Below are 18,501 nucleotides of genomic sequence, written 5' to 3'. Positions count from 1 at the left end.
CAGCGGTCACGGGTTCCGGTCGCTCCGGGGCGACGCCCGCGATCCTGCTGGTGATCGTGGGCCTCGCGTGTCAGGAGGTCGGCGCGTCGATCGCCGTGCTGCTGTTCCCACAGGTCGGGCCGCTCGGCATGGTGATGCTCCGCCTCGTGTTCTCGGCGATCGTGCTGCTGCTGATCGCCCGGCCTCGCGTGCGCGGCCACTCGCGCGCCGACTGGACGGCGGTGGCGCAGTTCGGGCTCGTGCTCGCGCTGATGAACGGCCTGTTCTACCTCGCGCTCGAGCGCCTGCCGCTCGGCGTCACCGTGACCATCGAGGTGCTCGGGCCCCTCGTGCTGTCGATCGTCGCCGCGCGCCGCGCCTCAGCGTGGCTGTGGGCGCTGCTCGCCCTCGCGGGCGTCGTCGCACTGGGCGGTGGGGGGTGGGACCGTCTCGACCCCCTCGGTGTGCTGTTCGCGCTGGGCGCCGCGGGCAGCTGGGCGTTCTACATCCTCGCCTCGGCGCGCGTCGGGCGGGCGTTCCCGCAGCTCGACGGGCTCGCGCTCGCGATGACCGTCGGCGCGGTGATCGCCCTGCCGTTCGGGATCGCGGATGCCGGAGCCGCCCTCCTGCGGATCGAGCTCGTCGCGCTCGGTGCCGCTGTGGCGGTGCTGTCGTCGACGATCCCGTACGCGCTCGAGCTCATCGCGCTCCGGCGCCTGCCGGCGGCCGTCTTCGCGATCCTGATGAGCCTCGCGCCGGCGACCGCGGCCCTCGCGGGCTTCATATTCCTCGGGCAACATATGACCTGGCTCGAGATCCTCGGCATCGCGCTGGTGATCGCCGCGAGCATCGGCGCCATCCGCTCCTCCGCCCGCGCCGCGCGCGAAGCCGCCGAGCCGATCGCCTGACGCTGCGGTCGCGGCATCCGTTCCCGGTCCGCACGCACGCGAGACCGCACAACAGCACCGATCCCGGCCGATCTACGGTGCTCTTCTGCGGTCTCGCCAAGAGACGGCTGCGGCTCGGTAGCATCGGGGCGTGACTCACGCGAAGACGAGATGGGCGGTCCTCGGGCCGGGGTGGATCAGCCGGGACTTCGTCGTCGGGCTTCGTGCGTCGGAACACGGGATGCTGCACGCCGTGGGCAGCTCGTCGGCCGAGCGTGCGTCGGCCTTCGCGACGGAGCACGGGGCCGCAGCCTCCGGGACGTACGACGAGATCCTGGCGCGCGACGACGTGGACGCCGTGTACGTCGGGACAGTCCACACCGCCCACGCCGACCTCGCGATCCGCGCGCTCGAAGCGGGCAAGGCCGTTCTGTGCGAGAAGCCCGCGAGCCCGACGCTCGACGAGGTGGAGCGGATCCTCGCGACCGCCGAGCGCACGCAGCGCCCCTTCCTCGAGGCTTTTAAGACGCGGTTCGGGCCGTTCGCAGACGCCCTGCGGGAACTCGCCGCGGGCGGGGAGCTCGGCGCGCCAGAGCGCTTCGAAGGTGCCTTCGGCTTCGACGCGGGCACGCGTGAGGGGCGCCTGTTCGACCCGGCGGTCGGCGGCGGTGCGATCCTCGACGTGGGCTGCTACCCGCTGGCACTCGCGATCGACCTCGCGGCCGCGGCGGGCCGGCCGATCACGCCGGAGTACCGGTCGTTCGAAGCCGAGCTGGTGGGGGGCGTCGACGGCACCGCGTCGGCGGAGCTCGCCTTCGGCGACCTGACGGCCGGGATCGCGACGTCGGTCATCGAGAACCTGCCCGACACCGGCGTGCTGCGCTTCGCCGACGCCGAGGTCGTGCTGCCGAACGTGTGGGGCAGCCGCACCGAGAGTCCGTCGACGCTGATCGTGCGGCGCGGCGCCGACGAGCGGGTCCTGGAACTGCCCACCGTGCAGCCGATGGCCGCCGAGGCCGACGCCCTGTCGCTCGCGCTCGCGGAGGGCGGTGTCGAGGTGCCGCAGATGCCGTGGGCGCACACGCGCGCCGCGGCTCGCGTGCTCACGGACTGGCGCGCCGCGGCCCTCGCCGGCTGATCGCCCAGGGGCGGGTCACTCCCAGGTGTGCACGGGCTCGTTCGTGTGCATCGCCGCGCGGTACTCGAGCAGGGTGGCGCGCAGCGCGTCGTAACGGTCCATGTCGGCCCGCCGGTGCATCCGGTCCGTGAACCAGCCGGCGCCCGTGACGCCGGTGAGGCACCGCCCCTCGATGATGCCGAGCAGGCGATCGCGGACGGCTGCCTCCACGCCCCAGGCCTCCAGCCCTCGGTGGGCGAGCGGCAGGAGGCGTCGCAGCACGAGCTCGGTCGCGGGCACCTGGCCGACGCCGGGCCAGTAGAACTGGGCGTCGATGCCGTCGCGAGCCGCCGTGTGGAAGTTCTCCTCCGCCGCGGTGAACGACAGCTGCGACCACAGCGGACGATCGTTCTCGGCGATCGCCCGCACGAGCCCGAAGTAGAACGCGGCGTTGGCCATGATGTCGACGACGGTGGGTCCGGCTGCGAGCAGCCGGTTCTCCACGCGGAGGTGCGGCACCCCGCCGGCGACGTCGTAGATCGGGCGGTTCCACCGGTAGATCGTGCCGTTGTGCAGCCGCAGCTCCGCGAGGTCGGGGATGCCGCCGCCGTCGAGCACGGCCATCGGGTCGTCGTCGTGGACGATCGGCAGGAGCGCCGGGAAATACCGGACGTTCTCCTCGAAGAGGTCGAACACCGAGGTGATCCAGCGCTCGCCGAACCACACCCGCGGCCGCACTCCCTGTACCTTCAGCTCCTCGCTGCGGGTGTCGGTGGCCTGTTCGAACAGCGGGATCCGCGTCTCGCGCCACAGCTCCTTGCCCAGCAGGTACGGCGAGTTGGCCGACATCGCCAGCTGCACGCCGGCGATCGCCTGCGAGGCGTTCCAGTACGCCGCGAACGACTCCGGCGACGTCTGCACGTGCAGCTGCGTGCTTGTGCACGCCGCCTCGGGGAGGATCGAGTCCGCGGTCGTGACGAGTCGTTCCGGCCCGTCGATCTTGATCGAGATGTCCTCGCCGCGTGCGTCGAGGATCTGTTCGCTGAGCAGCCGGTATCGCGGATTCGCACTGATGCTGTCGGGCCGGAGGTGCCCCTCCGCGAGGGTGGGCAGGATGCCGATCATCACGAGGTGGGCGCCGACGGTCGATGACCGATCCTCGGCGTGGTTGAGGCTGCGGCGGAGCCCCTCCTCGAACGTCGTGAGACCGCCCTCGCGCAGGCGAGCCGGCGGCACGTTGATCTCGATGTTGAACTGTCCGAGCTCGGTCTGGAACGCGGCATCCGCTATCGCTTCCAGGGCCTCGGCATTGCGCAGCGCCGGGTCTCCCGCCTCGTCGACGAGGTTCAGCTCGACCTCGAGGCCCGTCAACGGGTCGTCGGTGTCGAAGTGCGCTTCGCGCAGCATGCGCGCGAACACGTCGAGGTTGCGCCGGACCTTCTCGCGGTGGCGAGTGCGATCGGCGCGGGTGAACTCCTGTGCCGGGACGTCCTCCCCCATGGCGGCACTCTAGCGAGCCGCGGGCGTTTGCGCGCCTACGCGCCGCGCGGCGGCGCGGTCGAGCCGCGGACGTTCAGCGTCGGGTTCAGCACGACGCGGTGCACCGGGCGCGTGGGGTCCTCGATGCGGCGCGCCAGCAGGTCGACGGCCGCCCGGCCCACCGAGTTGCGCGGCGGGCTCACGGCGGTGAGCGCGGGTGTGAAGAGCTCGGCCACCTCGTCGTCGTACGCGACGACCGAGAGGTCGCCGGGCACCGAGATGCCGCGGTTCAGCGCGAGGTCGACGAACGCCATCGCCTCCGGGTCGGAGTGCACGAGGATCGCCGTGACCGAGTTCGACAGCGCCGCGTCGAGCGTGGCATCGACGACGGCCGAGAAATCGGGGCTCGTGCGCGGCGGCAGGCTCGTCTCGAAGTGGTCGGACGGGGTGAGCCCCAGCTCGAGGCAGGCCGCCTGCCAGCCGGCGGCGATCTTGCGCGAGGTGGGTGAGTCCCGCGCGATGATGAGCCCGACGCGGCGGTGGCCGAGTGAGGCGAGGTGCCGGGCCGCGAGCACGGCGCCGAGCGCGTGATCGGTCGTGACGTTCTCGACCGGGCTGCCATCCGGGAGCAGCACGGCGTCGCGCTCGACGAGCACGTTCGGCACGCCGCATTCGGCGAGCCACTGCACGACGTCCTGCGCGTGGGGCGTGTCGGTGTTCGGCGCGACGACGAGACCGCGCACGCCCTCGATGTGCACGAGCCGCTCGAGCACGGGGCGCTCGTCCTGCAGTTCGTAGGACGCGCCGCGGAGCACGACGCGCAGACCGTGGCGCGTCGCCTCGGTCTCGGCGCCGCGCACGACGCTCGGCCAGTAGAAGCTCAGCGACGGCACGAGCATCGCGATCGAGCCGGTGCGCGTGGCGGCAAGCGCATGCCCCGACTCCACGTCATCGAGCCCGCCCGCGGGCGGCACGGCCCCGCCGTGCACGCGCACGAGCAGTCCCTCGCGCTCCATCTGGGCGAGATCGCGGCGCAGTGTCACGGGAGCGACGCCGAGCTCGTCCATGAGCTGCGCGACCCGCACGGCGCCGTCGCGCTCGAGCGTGGCCATCACATGCGCCCGCCGCTCGGCGGCCAGCAGCGCCGGTGTCTGGTCGGTCATCGGGCGTCCTCCGCGTTCGTCAGGTCCAGTTCTACCGTGACGGCGACCGCGTCGGCGGTCGTCACGTCGAGATCGAGCCGGGTGAGTCGTGGCCCCCACACGTCGGAGAGCATCGGGTCGTCGAGTTCGCGCACGACGAGCGACGCCTCCACCGGCTCGGGCCACGAGATCCGCACGGGGGTCGCGCCATCGAGCGGCGTGATGATGACGGATGCTGCGTCCCGCCGCACGTCGCCGGCCAGCAGCATCCGCACCTGGGCGGGTCGAGCTCCCTCCGACTCCCAGGCGTCCTCGATGACCACGCGGCGCGCGGCGCGCTCGAGACGCACGGTGCGCCGCCAGGGCGACGCGACGGCGTAGGCGCCCGAAAGCTCCAGCGAGAGTGAGGCGCCGTCCACCTCGACCTCGGAGGCCGCGAACTCGACGCCCGGACTCTGCTCGACGCCGCCGATCACGGGCACGTTGTGCCAGCCGCTCTGCATCGTCCAGATGTCGTAGCGGCCGGGGCCGAAGGTCTGCAGCGTGTAGGTCGGGCGGCCGGCGTCGACGACGACGGGCACGCCGTCCGACGCGACGACGAACGAGCCGACGTCGTTGTGGTTGTGGTGCTCCCCGTTGTGCCCGCCCTTGACCGCAACCGTGAGGCCGTGCGGCGTGCCGCTCTGCTCCCGGGCCAGCAGCACCTGGGTCGAGGGCAGCCACACCTCGCGGGGGAACGGCGACGCCTCCTGCGCCGCGCCCACCCAGGCCGCATCCGTGATGCCCCGCAGGAGGCGGCCGAAGCCTTCGTGCTCGGTCGCGGCAGGCGTGCCCGCAGAGCGACGTGACGCGGCGTGGGCCGCAGCATCCGTGTCTCCCGCGTTCCGCGCCGCACGATGCAGCGCGTGCCACGGCTGCGCCGCAGGCGGGCGGGCCTGGCCGTCGGCGAGATTCAGGTACCAGTCGCCGCCGAGGTGCGAGCGGTGTGGGAAGGCCACGGTCTCGCGCAGCGCCGGGATGGCCGACGCGTCGAGCACTCCCCCGGTCGCGTGGCGCACGATGTCGAGCGCTTCGAGCGCGCGGCACGCGCCGTTCCACCAGTACGCGTAGCCCTCGTCGATCGCGCCGTCGGCAGGCAGCACCGAGACGTAGCGGTCGATGCCCTCGATGGCCAGGGCGACGATACGCGCGCGCTCATCCGCCTCGGAGGGGTCGTCGAGCAGCCGCAGCGCGGCGGTGATCACGTTGCCGTGAATCCACGGGTTCCAGTTGTGCACGTCGCCGTCGAGCCCGAGCCAGTGCCAATCGCGGCGCTCGGTGAACGGCTGGAACACCCGCACGCGCGCCTCGTGGCGGATGCGGGAACGGATGCCGGGATACCGGGCTTCGAGCCGCGCACCGAGGAGCTGGTCGATCCAGGTCAAGAGCGCGACCGCCTCGCCGGCGCCGAGGTCGAGGTACGGCGCGGTCACCGTCGGGAGGACGGACCCGCGCGCGCGGAACGCGTCGTCGTGGGCCGGCCAGCACCACGAGCTCTGCTCGCAGATCAGCCAGACGCCGTCGAGGACTTCCGCGAGGAACCGGCCGCCGAGCTCGTCCTGCCCGTGCTCGTTCGACACAGATGTCCGGCGATCGGCAGGATCCGCGTACCTCTGTGACGACCGAACATCAGAGGGAGGGGCGAGAGGGTCGAGAGGGGCGGCGTGGTGGGCGGCGGCGATCGCGGCGCGGGCGAGGCGTCGCTGACGCTCGAAGACGACGGACTCCCAGCCCTCGCGGTCGCCGTCGTCGTGGATACGGGCGGCGGCGGTGGCGAGCGGCACGCCCCACGGGCGGCCGAGATCCTCGTGGGCGCGGGCGATCACGTCGGCGACGGCGATGGGGTCGGCGCTGCCCTCGGGCCCCCAGACCGTGCGGTCCTCGGCGGGGGCGATCGGCAGCGCGCGCTCGGGCGTGGCGAGAAGGGACGCGAGGGCCGCGCCGAAGGCGGCGCCGTGGGCGCCTGCCTGCCCGTGGTAGACGGCGGCCAGGTCACCCTCGAACGTTGCGGTCGAGGCATCCGTCGCGGTCGTCAAGGTTCCTCCTCGTTGATTCACCATTGGTGGGGATCCATCGTCGCCGTGAGGTTCGTCCCGAACCCAAAGCGATCATAAACGATCATAACGAATCTTAAACAACCTTGCAATGAACGAAATGGGTTGCTACAGTCCCAAACGTTCGCTTTCCGCTGATCTGGTTCCGGCGGGGAAGAAGGCATCAAGGGAGATCCCAGTGACGGTCCAGCAGCTCAACACGTCGGCGCACATCGCGACGGGTTTCGACTGGACACGCGACGAGTGGCTCGCCTACGCAGATCGTCTGCTCGACACGGCACGCACTTTCGCCTCGCCGGGTGCCGGCCGGATCCACTTCCCGGGTGCCGAGGGGGGCTACGGCCACGCCGTGGATGGCCTCGAGGGCTTCGCCCGCACGTTCCTCCTCGCCGGCTTCCGCATCGCCGGTGCGCGCGGGGAAGGCACCGAGGAGCTCGCCGACTTCTACCGCCGCGGCATCGTGACCGGCGTCGACCCGGACGCCGAGGACCGCTGGGTGCGGCTCGACGAGCATGCGCAGGCCAAGGTCGAGGCGGCGTCGCTCGCGCTCGTGCTCGACATGACGCGTCCGTGGATCTGGGACCGCCTCGACGCCCTCACGCAGCAGCGGGTCATCGACTACCTCGCCCCGGTCGTGGGCGACGCGACGTACCCGAAGACGAACTGGCTGTGGTTCCGCATCGTCGTGCAGACGTTCCTGCGCTCGGTCGGCGGGCCGTGGTCGGCCGAGGACATCGCCGACGACCTCGCCCTGCACGACGTGCTCGTGCGCGAGGACGGCTGGATCTCGGATGGCTTCGAGCGCTCGTACGACCACTACGTCGGCTGGGCGCTGCACACCTACCCCGTGCTGTGGTCGCGCATGCAGGGCGCCGAAGACCTCGCCGCAGGCCGCACTCCCGGTGACATCGCGCGCCTCGACCGCTTCCTGCAGGACGCCATCACCCTCGTCGGCGCCGACGGCTCGCCCCTCCTGCAGGGCCGCAGCCTCATCTACCGCTTCGCCGCCGCGGCGCCGTTCTGGGTCGGCGCGATCGCCGAGGTCCCGTCCGTGCCGCTCGGGCAGCTGCGCCGGGCCGCCAACGCCGTCGTCGCGCACTTCGCCGACCGCGTCCCGGGGGAGGACGGCGTCCTCACGATGGGCTGGCACCACGAGTGGCGCGAGCTCGCCCAGTCGTATTCCGGCCCCGGCTCGCCGTACTGGGCGGTCAAGGGCCTCCTCGGCATCGCGCTTCCGGCCGACCACCCGGTGTGGGCCGCCGAGAGCGAGCCGCTGCCCATCGAGTCGGGCGACGAGCTGCGCACCGTGCGCCCCGCCGGCTGGGTGATCTCCGGCACGCAGGCCGACGGCATCGTGCGCATCGTCAACCACGGCACCGACCACGCCGCCGACGGCAGCCTCGTCGGCGACTCGCCGCTGTACGCCCGCATCGGGTACGCGACCGCCGCGGGCCCGCTCGCCAACCAGCGGGCGTTCGAGGAGCCCCTCGAGCAGTCCGTGGCCCTCGTCGACGCCGCCGGCCGCGCCACCCATCGCGCGGCGATGGAGCTCGTCGACGTGCGCGTGCAGCCCGGCGAGGGCGGCCGCGTCGGGATCGCAGCATCCGTCTCCCGTGCCCACTGGATCGACGTGCGGCCCTCGGCCCAGCGCCACGGCTCGGGCGTCGACGGCGACATCGAGATCGCCGGCGTCGTCGAGGTGCACTCGCTCGTGCGCGGTCCGTGGGAGGTGCGTCTCGTCCGCGTCGACGCCCTCGAGTCCGGCGTCGACGCCGCGTCGCTCCGCCTCCGCGTGGGCGGCTGGGCGCTGGCGGCCGAGAACGTCGACAGTGCCACAACGGATGCTGCCGCCTCGGTGATCGCGAACATGCCGCGGGCATCAGCCCTTGCTTCAGCGCTGAGCAGCAGCATCCGTCCCCTCCTCGGCACCGGCGAAGCGAGCGTCGAGACCCGCGAAGACGCCAGCCCGCTGGGCCCGGTCGCCGCCGCGCCGCTGGTGTCGTTCCCGGTCGAGCCGGGCACGTGGAGCGCGACGCTCGTCGAGCTCACCACCGCAGACCTCGCATCGCCCGCCGATGCGGAAGCCGCCGTCGCCCTCGAGGAGGACGACGACCAGACCACCGTCACGGTCACCTGGCCGGACGGAACGGCGACCACGAGTCGCCTCGCACACCCCGGATCCCCCGCGAACCGGTAACCCGATGGGCCCGAGGATGGGTCCGCAACCACAAAGGAGTACCCCCAGAATGAAGCGCTCATACGCTGCCGCGGCCGGCATCGCCGTGGTCGCAACGCTCGCTCTCGCCGGCTGCAGCGGCTCCGGCGACGCGGCCGCGCCCGAGGAGTCGTCGGGTCCGGTCACGCTCACCCTCTCGGGCTGGAGCCTCGACACGACGCCGGAGTTCCAGGCGCTCGCCGACGCGTTCCACGAGGAGAACCCCGACGTCACGATCGAGCTCAAGGGCTACGACGCGGCGGAGTACAACACGCTCCTCACCGCCGACCTCGCCGCGGGCTCGGGCCCCGACATCATCACGCAGAAGGAGGTCAAGTTCGTCCCGACGTTCGTCGAGGGCGGCCAGCTCCTCGACGTGTCGGACGTCGAGCTGCCCGACGGCATCAGCGGCGCCAAGTCGTACGAGGTCGACGGCACGGCCTACGCGGTGCCCTACCGCAACGACTCGTGGGTCCTGTACTACAACAAGGCCCTCTTCGACCAGGCAGGCGTCGAGTACCCCGACGGCTCGTGGACGTGGGACGACTACGCCGACGCTGCCGACGCGCTGAACTCGGGCCTCGCGGGCGCCGGCAGCGCCGCGAAGGCCGCGTACCTGCACAACTGGCAGTCGACGGTCCAGGGCTTCGCGAACGCGCAGGCCCCCGGCGACATCCTCGAGGGCGAGTACGACTACATGGAGCCGTTCTACGACAACGTGCTCGCTCTGCAGGACTCGGGCGACCAGGTCGACTTCAACACCGCGAAGGCCAACCAGCTGACCTACCAGGGCGAGTTCGGCAAGCAGAACGCCGCGATGCTGCAGATGGGCACGTGGTTCGTCGCGACGCTGATCGCGCAGCAGGCCTCGGGCGACGCCGACGACTTCGAGTGGGGCATCGCGCCGATTCCGCAGGTCGACTCGTCGACCGCCGGTCTCGACAACACCCCGGTGACCTTCGGCGACCCGACCGGCTTCGGCATCAACGCCGCCATCGATGCGTCCAAGGTCCAGGCCGCGAAGGACTTCCTCGCCTTCGCCGCGGGCGAAGAGGGCGCGCAGATCCTCGCGGGCATCGGCATCACGCCGGCGCTGCTGACCGACGCGGTCGTCGAGACGTACTTCTCCGTCGACGGTGCTCCCACCGACGACCTCTCGAAGTTCGCGTACTCGACCCACGAGGTGCACCCCGAGAACCCGACGTCGAACAAGGCGGCGGCGATCCAGGGCATCCTCGGCGACATGCACACCGCGATCATGTCGGGCTCGAAGAGCGTCTCCGACGCGATCACGGAGGCGCAGGACCGCGTCGCCAACGAGGTCGGCTGACCTCATCCCTTCACGCCGAGGCCTGAGGGCTGACGCGATCGGCGGAGGATCCGCCGAAATCTGAACCCGGTGACCGGCCCGCTCCTGCGGGCGGGCCGGTCACCGCACCACCATCTGCACCCCGGAGGTCCGCCATGGCGACCATCACCGCCGACGAGACCGGCACCGCGGCAGCGCCACCCCCCGCGCGCCGCAGGCGCTCGCGGCTGCGGCTGCGCAACACCCTCATCGGGTGGAGCTTCATCCTTCCCAACTTCATCGGCTTCGGGCTGCTCACCCTCATCCCGATCGTCGTGCTGTTCTACATGTCGTTCACGAACTGGAACGTCTTCGGCACGGCGAACTGGGTCGGCCTCGCCAACTTCCAGCGCCTCATGGGCGACGGCAGCTTCCAGATCGCGGTCTTCAACACCCTGTACTACTCGGTGCTGCACATCCCGCTGACGATCGTCGTCGCGCTGGGTCTGGCACTGCTGCTCAACAACAAGCTCCGCGGCGTCGCCCTCTTCCGCACCGCCGCGTTCTTCCCCTACATCACCTCGATCGTCGCGATCGCGGTCGTGTGGAACCTGCTCTTCAGCCCCGAGTACGGCCCGATCAACGAGTTCCTCCGGTTCATCGGCATCCAGAACCCGCCCGGATGGCTCACCTCGCCGGAGTGGGCGATGCCCGCCGTCGTCATCGTCTCGACATGGCGCGACATGGGCTACTACATGATCCTGTTCCTCGCGGGCCTGCAGACGGTGCCGCGCGAACTCCACGAGGCGGCGCGCATGGACGGCGCCAACGTGTGGCAGCGGTTCGTCAACGTGACCCTCCCGTGCCTGCGCCCGACGATGTTCTTCGTCACGGTGATGCTCACGATCAACTCGTTCAAGATCTTCGACCTGATCCTCGTCATGACCGACGGCGGCCCGGGTCAGTCCACCCTCGTCATGTCGCAGTTCATCTACCGCAAGGGCTTCGAGGAGAGCCAGTTCGGCTACGCCTCGGCGGCAGCCGTGGTGCTCTTCTTCATGTGCATCATCGTGACGATCCTCCAGTTCCTGTGGAACAAGAAGCGGAGCATCTGATGGCCGAGCAGATTCAGAAGGATGCCGAGCTGCTCGTCTCGGACTTCACGGCCCCGTCAGCGAACCGCCGTGGCCTGCGCAAGCTCGCGGAGGAGTCGCCCGGGCCTCAGCCCGAGATCCCCACCGAGAAGATGACGCCCGGTCGCCGCATCGCGCGCATCGCGATGTACGTCGGTCTGGTCATCTTCGCCATCGGGTTGCTGACGCCGTTCGTGTGGATGGTGCTGAGCTCGTTCAAGTCGGCGAACGAGGTGTTCTCGGTGCCGGTGAAGTGGCTGCCCGAGACGTGGGTGTGGCAGAACTACATCGACATCTGGACCGAGTCGAACATGCTGGTCTGGATCCGCAACACGCTGTTCCTGGCCGTGGTCGTCACGTTCCTGCAGGTGCTGACCGGCTCGTTCGCCGCCTACGGCTTCGCGCGCATGCGGTTCCGCGGCCGCGACGTGCTGTTCCTGCTGTACGTCGGCACGATCGCTGTGCCGTGGCAGTCGTACATGATCCCGCAGTTCATCCTGCTGTCGAATTTCAAGGTGTCGAACACGCTGTGGTCGATCATCCTGCTGCAGGCGTTCGGCGCGTTCGGCGTGTTCCTGATGAAGCAGTTCTACGAGACGATCCCCGAGGAGCTCTCCGAGGCGGCGCGGTTGGACGGACTCAGCGAGTACGCGATCTGGCGCAGGATCATGCTGCCGCTGTCCATCCCCGCACTCGCCTCGCTGACGCTGCTGACGTTCGTCAACACGTGGAACGACTACCTGGGCCCGTTGATCTACCTGCGCAACCCCGACCTGTGGACGATCCAGCTCGGCCTCAAGGGTTTCGTCTCGAACCTCTACGACACGAACTACGCGCTGCTGTTCGCGGGCCTGACGATCTCGGTCATCCCGATCGCGATCATCTTCCTGCTCGGCCAGAAGTACTTCGTCGAGGGCATCGCGACGAGTGGTCTGAAGGGCTGATGCCATGAAGAAGCTCAACGGCCTGGTGTCGCACGAGACGTGGGCGTCCCTGATCGGGATGATCTACCTCGGGCTCATCGTGAACCTGCTGCTGGTGGTCACGTCGCTGCCGCTCGTGGTGCTGCTGGTCACGACCGACCCGCTGTACTCGTGGCCGGCTCTCGCCGTCGCGGCGCCGCTGGCCGCCCCCGGACTCGCCGCCGCGTTCTGCGCGTTCCGCGAGCACGGGGCCGGCGGGCTCGGTCCGATCCGCGCGTTCGTCGCGGGGCTGCGCGCCACGTGGCGGCGTGCGCTCCTCATCGGCGCGGCGGTCACGGCGGTCGTCGTGGTGCTGCTCGTGGACGTGCGGATGCTGTCGACCACGGCCGTCGCCGTGTTCACGGTCCCGCTCCTCGGCGTGCTGGCCCTGCTCGCGATCGCGGTCGGGCTCGTCGGGTTGGTCGCGATCGCGGAGGTCCCGACCGCACGGCTGGGCGACGTGCTTCGTGCGAGTCTCCACCTGAGTATGCGCCGGTGGTACCTCACGGCCGCGTCGCTGGCCGCACTGGCGGCCCAGGTCGCCGTCTTCGCCACCGCGCCTGCCCTCGGACTCGGTCTCACGGCGTCCGCCGCTCTCTTCTTCGCGTGGACCAACTCGCGCTTCACGCTCCGCCCCGTGCTCGACCTCGACGAGAAGGCCGCCGCGAAGGCCTGAGCCCGCGGCATCCGTTCTCCGTATATACCTCAGAAGGAATCCCTCCATGACGTCCACCTCGCCCGCTGCGGGCACCACCGAGACCACGACCGAGGCGGCCATCGCCGCCGCGCTGTCGACGATCCGGCGCAACATCGCGACCTTCGGGGGCTCGTACCCCGATGACACGACGGTGGACGACCGCTACGAACTGCGCCCGGCTCTCGGGAACATCCCGCTGGGCGGCAACCGCGGCTGGACCACGAGCTTCCGCACCGGCATGCTGTGGCTCGCGTGGGAGCTCTCGGGCGACGAGGACTACCGCGAGGCGGCACGGCTCGATGCGGCTGACTTCGAGCGGCGCGTGCGCGCCGAGGAGGACCTCGACACCCACGACCTCGGCTTCCTCTACACGCTGTCGACCGTGGCGGCGTGGCGTCTGGTCGGCGATCCGAGGGCGCGCGACGCGTCGCTGCTCGCTGCCGACCACCTGATGCGCCGGTTCCTGGAGCCCGCGGGCATCATCCAGGCGTGGGGCGACCTCTCCGACCCCGCGCAGCGCGGCCGCACGATCATCGACAGCCTCATGAATATGCCGCTGCTGACATGGGCTCACGAGCAGACCGGCGAGGACCGTTTCGCCGACGCGGTCGTGCGCCACACGGCGCAGCTGCGCGAGCACATCCTCCGCCCTGACGACTCGACGTTCCACACCTTCTACTGGGACGCCGAGACCGGCGAGGCACTTCGCGGCGGCACCGAGCAGGGCGCGGCCGACGAGTCGTGCTGGGCACGCGGCCAGGCGTGGGGCATCTACGGCTTCGCGATGAACTACGCCGTGACCGGCGACGAGCGCCTGCTCGAGGCATCCCGTCGCTGTACGGAGTACTTCCTGCGCCACCTGCCGGCCGACGAGGTGCCGTTCTGGGACCTCGTCTACACCGACGGAAGTGACGCCCCACGCGACAGCTCCGCCGCCGCGATCGCGGTGTGCGGGCTCCTCGAGCTCGCGAAGGTGGAGACGGATGCTGCGGCCGCCGCGGAGTGGACCGCCCGCGCCCACTCGATCCTGGCGTCGCTCATCGCGAACTACACGCCGGTGAACGCCGAGGACTCGGACGCGCTGATCCTGCACTCGGTGTACGACCTGCCGAAGGACAACGGCGTCGACGAGGGCACGCTCTGGGGCGATTACTTCTACCTCGAGGCTCTGATGCGCGTCGCGCGTCCGGAGTGGAGGAAGTACTGGTGAGGCTCGTCACCTACGCGGGTTCGGACGGCGGCCGGCCGGCTGCGGTCGTCACGGGCGATCGGGTGCTCGACCTGGGCGCGATCGCCGGTTCGGTGACGGAATTGCTGGCGGATGCTGCGGCCCTGGCCGCCGCGAAGGCTGCGGTGGCGTCGGCCGACCTGGATTCCCTGCCGGTGCTCGACGCGTCCGAGCTGCGGGCACCCGTCGTGCCGGGCAAGATCCTGTGCCTCGGGTACAACTACCGCGGGCACGTGCCGGACGGTGTCGACCCGACGGCGAACGATCCCGAGTACCCCGACGTGTTCGTGAAGACGGCGAACACGCTCGCGGGTCCGAACGACGCGGTGGTCATCCCACCCGGAGCGACCGACGTCGACTACGAGGGCGAGGTCGCGGTGGTCATCGGCCGCCGCGCGCAGCGCGTGTCGCTCGAGGACGCCCTCGACCATGTCGGCGGCTACACGATCCTCAACGACGTGTCGGATCGCGCGTGGCAGCGCCGGCAGAGCCAGTGGGCCCTGGGCAAGTGCTCCGACGGCTTCGCGCCGCTGGGGCCGTGGGTCGTCACGCCCGACGAGGCGCCCGACCCGCAGGATCTCCTCGTCGAGGTCGTGCGCGACGGGGTCGTGACCGTGTCGCAGTCGACGTCGACCACGATCTTCTCGGTCGCGTATGTGGTGCATCACCTCAGCCAGGTGCTGACCCTCGAACCGGGCGACATCGTCTCGACCGGCACACCGCAGAAGCTGCCCGCCGCCCAGGAGACGCACCGCCCGCTCGCCGACGGCGACGCGGTGACCGTGCGCATCTCGGGCCTCGGCGAGCTCACCACCCGTTTCATCGCCAGCCAGGAGTCCGCCGCATGATCCTCGATTCGTTCCGCCTCGATGGCAAGGTCGCGCTCGTCACCGGGTCGAGCCGAGGGCTCGGTCAGGGCGCCGCGGTCGCGCTCGCCGAGGCCGGCGCCGACGTGGCACTGCTCGACCGGGGCGATGCATCGGCGACCGCCGAGCTCGTCGAGGCGACCGGCCGCCGGGCGCGCCGCGTGCAGCGCGACCTCGTGTCGGCGAGGCCCGACGAGCTCGTGTCGGCGGTCGACGACGTCGTCGCCGAGCTCGGCGGGCTCGACATCCTCGTGAACAACGCGGGCACCATCCGCCGCGCCCCCGCCGCCGAGTACCCGGCCGGCGACTGGGACGACGTACTCTCGATCAACCTCGACGCCGTGTTCCATCTGTCGCAGGCAGCGGGCCGCCACATGCTCGCGCAGGGGAGCGGCCGCATCATCAACGTCGCGTCGATGCTGTCGTTCCAGGGTGGCATTCTCGTTCCGGCATACACCGCCTCGAAGCACGCCGTCGCGGGGCTCACCAAGGCTCTCGCGAACGAGTGGGCGGCCGCGGGCGTCACCGTCAACGCCGTCGCCCCCGGCTACATGGCGACCGACAACACCGCGCCGCTGCGGGCCGACGAGGACCGCGCCGCGTCGATCCTGTCGCGCATCCCCGCAGGACGCTGGGGCGCAGCATCCGATCTCCAAGGCGTGTTCGTCTTCCTCGCCTCGGATGCGGCCGCCTACGTCACCGGCGCCGTCATCCCCGTCGACGGCGGCTGGCTCGTCCGGTGACCCGTAAGCACCCCCACGCAGAACCAGGAGAGAACTCGTGACCCAGACGAACATCCCGCAGCGCTACGCGACCAACCCCGCCCAGATCCCGGGCATGACGACGCAGGACCTGCGCGACACGTATCTCATCCCGGATGTCTTCGTGCCGGGCGAGATCCGATTGACATACACGCACCACGACCGCATCGTGCTCGGCGGCGCGGTGCCCGCGGGCGCGGTGCTCGCGCTCGGCGGGTACCCCGAGATCCGCAGCGACTACTTCCTCGAGCACCGCGAGGTCGGCATCATCAACGTCGGCGGCACCGGCACGGTCACCGCTGACGGCGAGGTCTACACGCTCGTCAAGGGCGCGTGCCTGTACCTCGGCCGCGGCATCAGGAACGTGTCGTTCGCTGACGCGTCCGGTGAGACGGGGGCTCAGTTCTACCTCTTCTCGGCTCCCGCCCACACCTCCTACCCGCCGGCGCTCGTATCGCCCGGCGAGGGCACCGTGCGCGAGCTCGGCGACCAGCTGACCTCGAACCGGCGCACGCTCAACCAGTACATCCACGAGAACGGCGTGAAGAGCTGCCAGATCGTGATGGGCGTCACCGAGCTGCACCCGGGCTCGATGTGGAACACCATGCCGGCGCACACCCACGACCGCCGCACCGAGTGCTACCTGTACTTCGACCTGCCCGAGGACGCCCGCGTGATCCACCTGATGGGCGAGCGCGAAGAGACCCGTCACCTCGTGATCGCCGATCGCCAGGCCGTCATCTCGCCTTCGTGGTCGTTGCACTCCGGCGTCGGCACGTCGGCGTACACGTTCATCTGGGCGATGGCCGGCGAGAACCAGGCGTTCGACGACATGGACGCCGCCCCCGTCACCCACCTGCGATGACCGCGGTGTCGATCCGCTCGACGTGGTCCGCTGCTCACCTGTCGCGATGTGCTGACGAAACCGGCACATCGTGACAGGGAAGCAGTCTGACTACGCTGGCGGGGTGCCCCGGACTCTGCTCGCGATCGGCGAGACGATGGCGATGGTGACCCCGGTCGTCGCGACGCCCGTCGCCGACGCCGACGCGTTCCTGCTGGACGCCGGGGGAGCGGAGTCGAACGTGGCCGCCCATGTGGCCGCCCTCGGACACCACGCGGTGTGGTTCAGCCGGCTCGGCGATGACGCGCTCGGGCGCCGCATCGCGCGGCAGCTCACCGCTCGCGGCGTCGACGTCTCGCGCGTCGTGTTCGACGATGGGCACCCGACCGGGCTGTACGTGAAGGACCCCGGCAACGGGGTGCTCTACTACCGCCGGGGGTCCGCTGCGGCGCACCTGTCGGAGGCCGACGCCGAGGACGTATCGTTCGCTGAGGTGGACCTGCTCCACGTGTCGGGCATCACAGCGGCGATCTCGGCCTCCGCCGCCGCGTTCCTGTCGCGGGTCATCGACCGGGCCCGGGAGCACGGCGCGCCGGTCTCGTTCGACGTCAACCACCGCGCGCCGCTGTGGGATGTCGCGACCGCCGGCCCGGCGCTGCTCGAGCTCGCCCGGAGCGCCGACATCGTGCTCGTCGGCCGCGACGAGGCCGAGACGCTGTGGGGCACCCCGACCGCGGCGGAGGTGCGCGCCGTCCTGCCGGGCGTCGCCGAGCTCATCGTCAAGGACGGCGACATCGGCGCGACCGCGTTCGTCGGCGACGAGGTGGTGTTCGAGCCCGCGCTCGTCGTCGAGGTCGTCGAGCCCGTCGGCGCCGGCGACGCGTTCGCCGGCGGGTACCTCGCCGGCCGCCTGTCGGGCGAGGCCGTACCCGACCGCCTCCGGGCGGGTCACGCCCGCGCCGCCCGCACGCTGCAGACCACCACCGACTCGATCGACGAGCCTGCCGGCCTCCCGACCTGACGGGTTCGGGGCGCGTTCTGTCCGTCGGGGCGCAGATTCTCCGCCCCAACGGACAGATGACGCCCCAAACCCCGTTGCTCTCCCGGACTCACGCACGAAGGACCTTCGAATGACCTCCCAGCCCCACTCATCGACGAGCAACACGGATGCTGCGGCCCAGGCCGCCTGGTTCGACAGCGCGTTCGCCGGGGCTCCGCTCATGGCGATCCTCCGCGGCATGGGCGTCGAGCGCTCGGTGCGCCTCTCCGAGACGGCGTGGGATCTCGGCATCGACTCCGTCGAAGTGCCGCTGCAGACCGACGAGGACGAGCGCGCCCTCCGTGCCGTCGTGGAGGCCGCGGCCGCCCGCGGCAAGAGCGTCGGCGCCGGCACCATCATCGCCCCCGAGCAGGTGACGCGGGCCGCCGACGCCGGCGCGGTGTACCTCGTCTCACCGGGTCTCGACCCCGTAGTGGTGCGCGCCGCGCAGGATGCCGGCATCCCGATCCTCCCCGGCGTCGCCACCCCCAGCGAGGTGCAGCTCGCCGTCTCGCTCGGGCTGACGTGGCTCAAGGCGTTCCCCGCGACGTGGCTCGGGAGCGGCTGGTTCCGGCACATCCGCGGGCCGTTCCCGCAGGTGAGGTTCGTCGCGACCGGTGGACTCGACGCGTCGAATGTCGACGAGTTCCTCGACGCCGGTGTGCGTGTCGCCGCCGTCGGATCGGCCCTCGAGGACGCGTCGCAGCTCGAGCGCCTCGCCGCGGTGCTCCGCGCTCGCACCGGCTCGGCGGCCCGATGAGCCCCGCTGAA

Annotated in this window: 16 protein-coding genes; 13 read left to right on the top strand and 3 right to left on the bottom strand. The window is 70.9% G+C overall.

Going from position 1 to position 18,501, the window contains the following annotated elements; translation table 11 throughout:
- The first annotated feature begins 44 nt into the window (after positions 1-44).
- Together ACEYYH_RS20800 and ACEYYH_RS20795 are read left to right on the top strand one after the other, a co-directional pair.
- On the top strand, positions 45-887 hold the full coding sequence (locus tag ACEYYH_RS20800; RefSeq protein ID WP_374978271.1) for a DMT family transporter: 843 nt from the start codon (positions 45-47) through the stop codon (positions 885-887).
- A gap of 130 nt (positions 888-1,017) precedes the next feature.
- The gene (locus ACEYYH_RS20795) at positions 1,018-2,004 is read left to right on the top strand and encodes a Gfo/Idh/MocA family protein (protein ID WP_374976185.1); all 987 of its coding nucleotides are present in this window, start codon (positions 1,018-1,020) and stop codon (positions 2,002-2,004) included.
- Positions 2,005-2,019: 15 nt separating this feature from the next.
- Here the strand turns inward: ACEYYH_RS20795 and ACEYYH_RS20790 are convergent, their stop codons facing one another.
- From ACEYYH_RS20790 to ACEYYH_RS20780, 3 genes are read right to left on the bottom strand one after another with little or no spacing between them, the layout of a single operon-like run.
- A complete protein-coding gene (locus tag ACEYYH_RS20790; protein ID WP_374976184.1) occupies positions 2,020-3,483 on the bottom strand; it encodes a glutamate-cysteine ligase family protein in 1,464 nt (487 codons plus the stop codon).
- 35 nt (positions 3,484-3,518) lie between these two features.
- The gene (locus ACEYYH_RS20785) at positions 3,519-4,625 is read right to left on the bottom strand and encodes a substrate-binding domain-containing protein (protein WP_374976183.1); all 1,107 of its coding nucleotides are present in this window, start codon (positions 4,623-4,625) and stop codon (positions 3,519-3,521) included.
- Positions 4,622-6,679: a heparinase II/III family protein gene (locus ACEYYH_RS20780; RefSeq protein WP_374976182.1), complete on the bottom strand. Its 2,058-nt coding sequence runs from the start codon at positions 6,677-6,679 to the stop codon at positions 4,622-4,624. The genes ACEYYH_RS20785 and ACEYYH_RS20780 overlap by 4 nt, the downstream gene beginning before the upstream one ends.
- 196 nt (positions 6,680-6,875) lie before the next feature.
- Here ACEYYH_RS20780 and ACEYYH_RS20775 point away from each other — a divergent pair, with 196 nt between their 5' ends.
- The 11 genes from ACEYYH_RS20775 (at position 6,876) to ACEYYH_RS20725 (ending at position 18,490) form a co-directional block, all read left to right on the top strand.
- Positions 6,876-8,894 (top strand): DUF2264 domain-containing protein, encoded by a 2,019-nt coding sequence (locus tag ACEYYH_RS20775; protein WP_374976181.1) that lies wholly within the window; start codon positions 6,876-6,878, stop codon positions 8,892-8,894.
- Between the two features lie 49 nt (positions 8,895-8,943).
- Positions 8,944-10,242, top strand: coding sequence for an ABC transporter substrate-binding protein (locus ACEYYH_RS20770; protein ID WP_374976180.1), 1,299 nt, complete (start codon positions 8,944-8,946; stop codon positions 10,240-10,242).
- 134 nt (positions 10,243-10,376) lie between these two features.
- Positions 10,377-11,315 carry a carbohydrate ABC transporter permease gene (locus tag ACEYYH_RS20765; protein ID WP_374976179.1) on the top strand — a complete coding sequence of 313 codons (939 nt, stop codon included), beginning with the start codon at positions 10,377-10,379 and terminating at the stop codon, positions 11,313-11,315.
- Positions 11,315-12,277, top strand: a complete 963-nt coding sequence (locus tag ACEYYH_RS20760; protein WP_374976178.1) for a carbohydrate ABC transporter permease — start codon at positions 11,315-11,317, stop codon at positions 12,275-12,277. Before ACEYYH_RS20765 ends, ACEYYH_RS20760 begins: the two co-directional genes overlap by 1 nt.
- Positions 12,278-12,281: 4 nt before the next feature.
- Positions 12,282-12,971: a ferredoxin-NADPH reductase gene (locus tag ACEYYH_RS20755; protein ID WP_374976177.1), complete on the top strand. Its 690-nt coding sequence runs from the start codon at positions 12,282-12,284 to the stop codon at positions 12,969-12,971.
- Positions 12,972-13,017: 46 nt separating this feature from the next.
- Positions 13,018-14,202 carry a glycoside hydrolase family 88 protein gene (locus ACEYYH_RS20750; RefSeq protein WP_374976176.1) on the top strand — a complete coding sequence of 395 codons (1,185 nt, stop codon included), beginning with the start codon at positions 13,018-13,020 and terminating at the stop codon, positions 14,200-14,202.
- A complete protein-coding gene (locus ACEYYH_RS20745; RefSeq protein WP_374976175.1) occupies positions 14,199-15,068 on the top strand; it encodes a fumarylacetoacetate hydrolase family protein in 870 nt (289 codons plus the stop codon). Before ACEYYH_RS20750 ends, ACEYYH_RS20745 begins: the two co-directional genes overlap by 4 nt.
- The gene (gene kduD, locus ACEYYH_RS20740) at positions 15,065-15,829 is read left to right on the top strand and encodes a 2-dehydro-3-deoxy-D-gluconate 5-dehydrogenase KduD (protein WP_374976174.1); all 765 of its coding nucleotides are present in this window, start codon (positions 15,065-15,067) and stop codon (positions 15,827-15,829) included. Before ACEYYH_RS20745 ends, kduD begins: the two co-directional genes overlap by 4 nt.
- Positions 15,830-15,866: 37 nt before the next feature.
- On the top strand, positions 15,867-16,712 hold the full coding sequence (gene kduI / locus ACEYYH_RS20735; protein WP_374976173.1) for a 5-dehydro-4-deoxy-D-glucuronate isomerase: 846 nt from the start codon (positions 15,867-15,869) through the stop codon (positions 16,710-16,712).
- 103 nt (positions 16,713-16,815) lie between these two features.
- The gene (locus ACEYYH_RS20730) at positions 16,816-17,712 is read left to right on the top strand and encodes a sugar kinase (RefSeq protein ID WP_374976172.1); all 897 of its coding nucleotides are present in this window, start codon (positions 16,816-16,818) and stop codon (positions 17,710-17,712) included.
- A gap of 109 nt (positions 17,713-17,821) precedes the next feature.
- Positions 17,822-18,490, top strand: coding sequence for a bifunctional 4-hydroxy-2-oxoglutarate aldolase/2-dehydro-3-deoxy-phosphogluconate aldolase (locus ACEYYH_RS20725; protein WP_374976171.1), 669 nt, complete (start codon positions 17,822-17,824; stop codon positions 18,488-18,490).
- Positions 18,491-18,501: the final 11 nt, after the last annotated feature.

The organism is Microbacterium trichothecenolyticum (assembly GCF_041938625.1).
GTDB classification, from domain to species: Bacteria; Actinomycetota; Actinomycetes; order Actinomycetales; family Microbacteriaceae; genus Microbacterium; species Microbacterium trichothecenolyticum_D.
This window is presented reverse-complemented; position numbering and strand designations above follow the sequence as displayed.

What these genes read in the sequence shown, in the direction of transcription:
- ACEYYH_RS20790 (WP_374976184.1), bottom strand. Translation starts at nt 3,483, where the DNA reads ATGGGGGAGGACGTCCCGGCACAGGAGTTCACCCGCGCCGATCGCACT.
- ACEYYH_RS20785 (WP_374976183.1), bottom strand. Translation starts at nt 4,625, where the DNA reads ATGACCGACCAGACACCGGCGCTGCTGGCCGCCGAGCGGCGGGCGCAT.
- ACEYYH_RS20770 (WP_374976180.1), top strand. Translation starts at nt 8,944, where the DNA reads ATGAAGCGCTCATACGCTGCCGCGGCCGGCATCGCCGTGGTCGCAACG.
- ACEYYH_RS20765 (WP_374976179.1), top strand. Translation starts at nt 10,377, where the DNA reads ATGGCGACCATCACCGCCGACGAGACCGGCACCGCGGCAGCGCCACCC.
- ACEYYH_RS20760 (WP_374976178.1), top strand. Translation starts at nt 11,315, where the DNA reads ATGGCCGAGCAGATTCAGAAGGATGCCGAGCTGCTCGTCTCGGACTTC.
- ACEYYH_RS20755 (WP_374976177.1), top strand. Translation starts at nt 12,282, where the DNA reads ATGAAGAAGCTCAACGGCCTGGTGTCGCACGAGACGTGGGCGTCCCTG.
- ACEYYH_RS20750 (WP_374976176.1), top strand. Translation starts at nt 13,018, where the DNA reads ATGACGTCCACCTCGCCCGCTGCGGGCACCACCGAGACCACGACCGAG.
- kduD (WP_374976174.1), top strand. Translation starts at nt 15,065, where the DNA reads ATGATCCTCGATTCGTTCCGCCTCGATGGCAAGGTCGCGCTCGTCACC.
- ACEYYH_RS20725 (WP_374976171.1), top strand. Translation starts at nt 17,822, where the DNA reads ATGACCTCCCAGCCCCACTCATCGACGAGCAACACGGATGCTGCGGCC.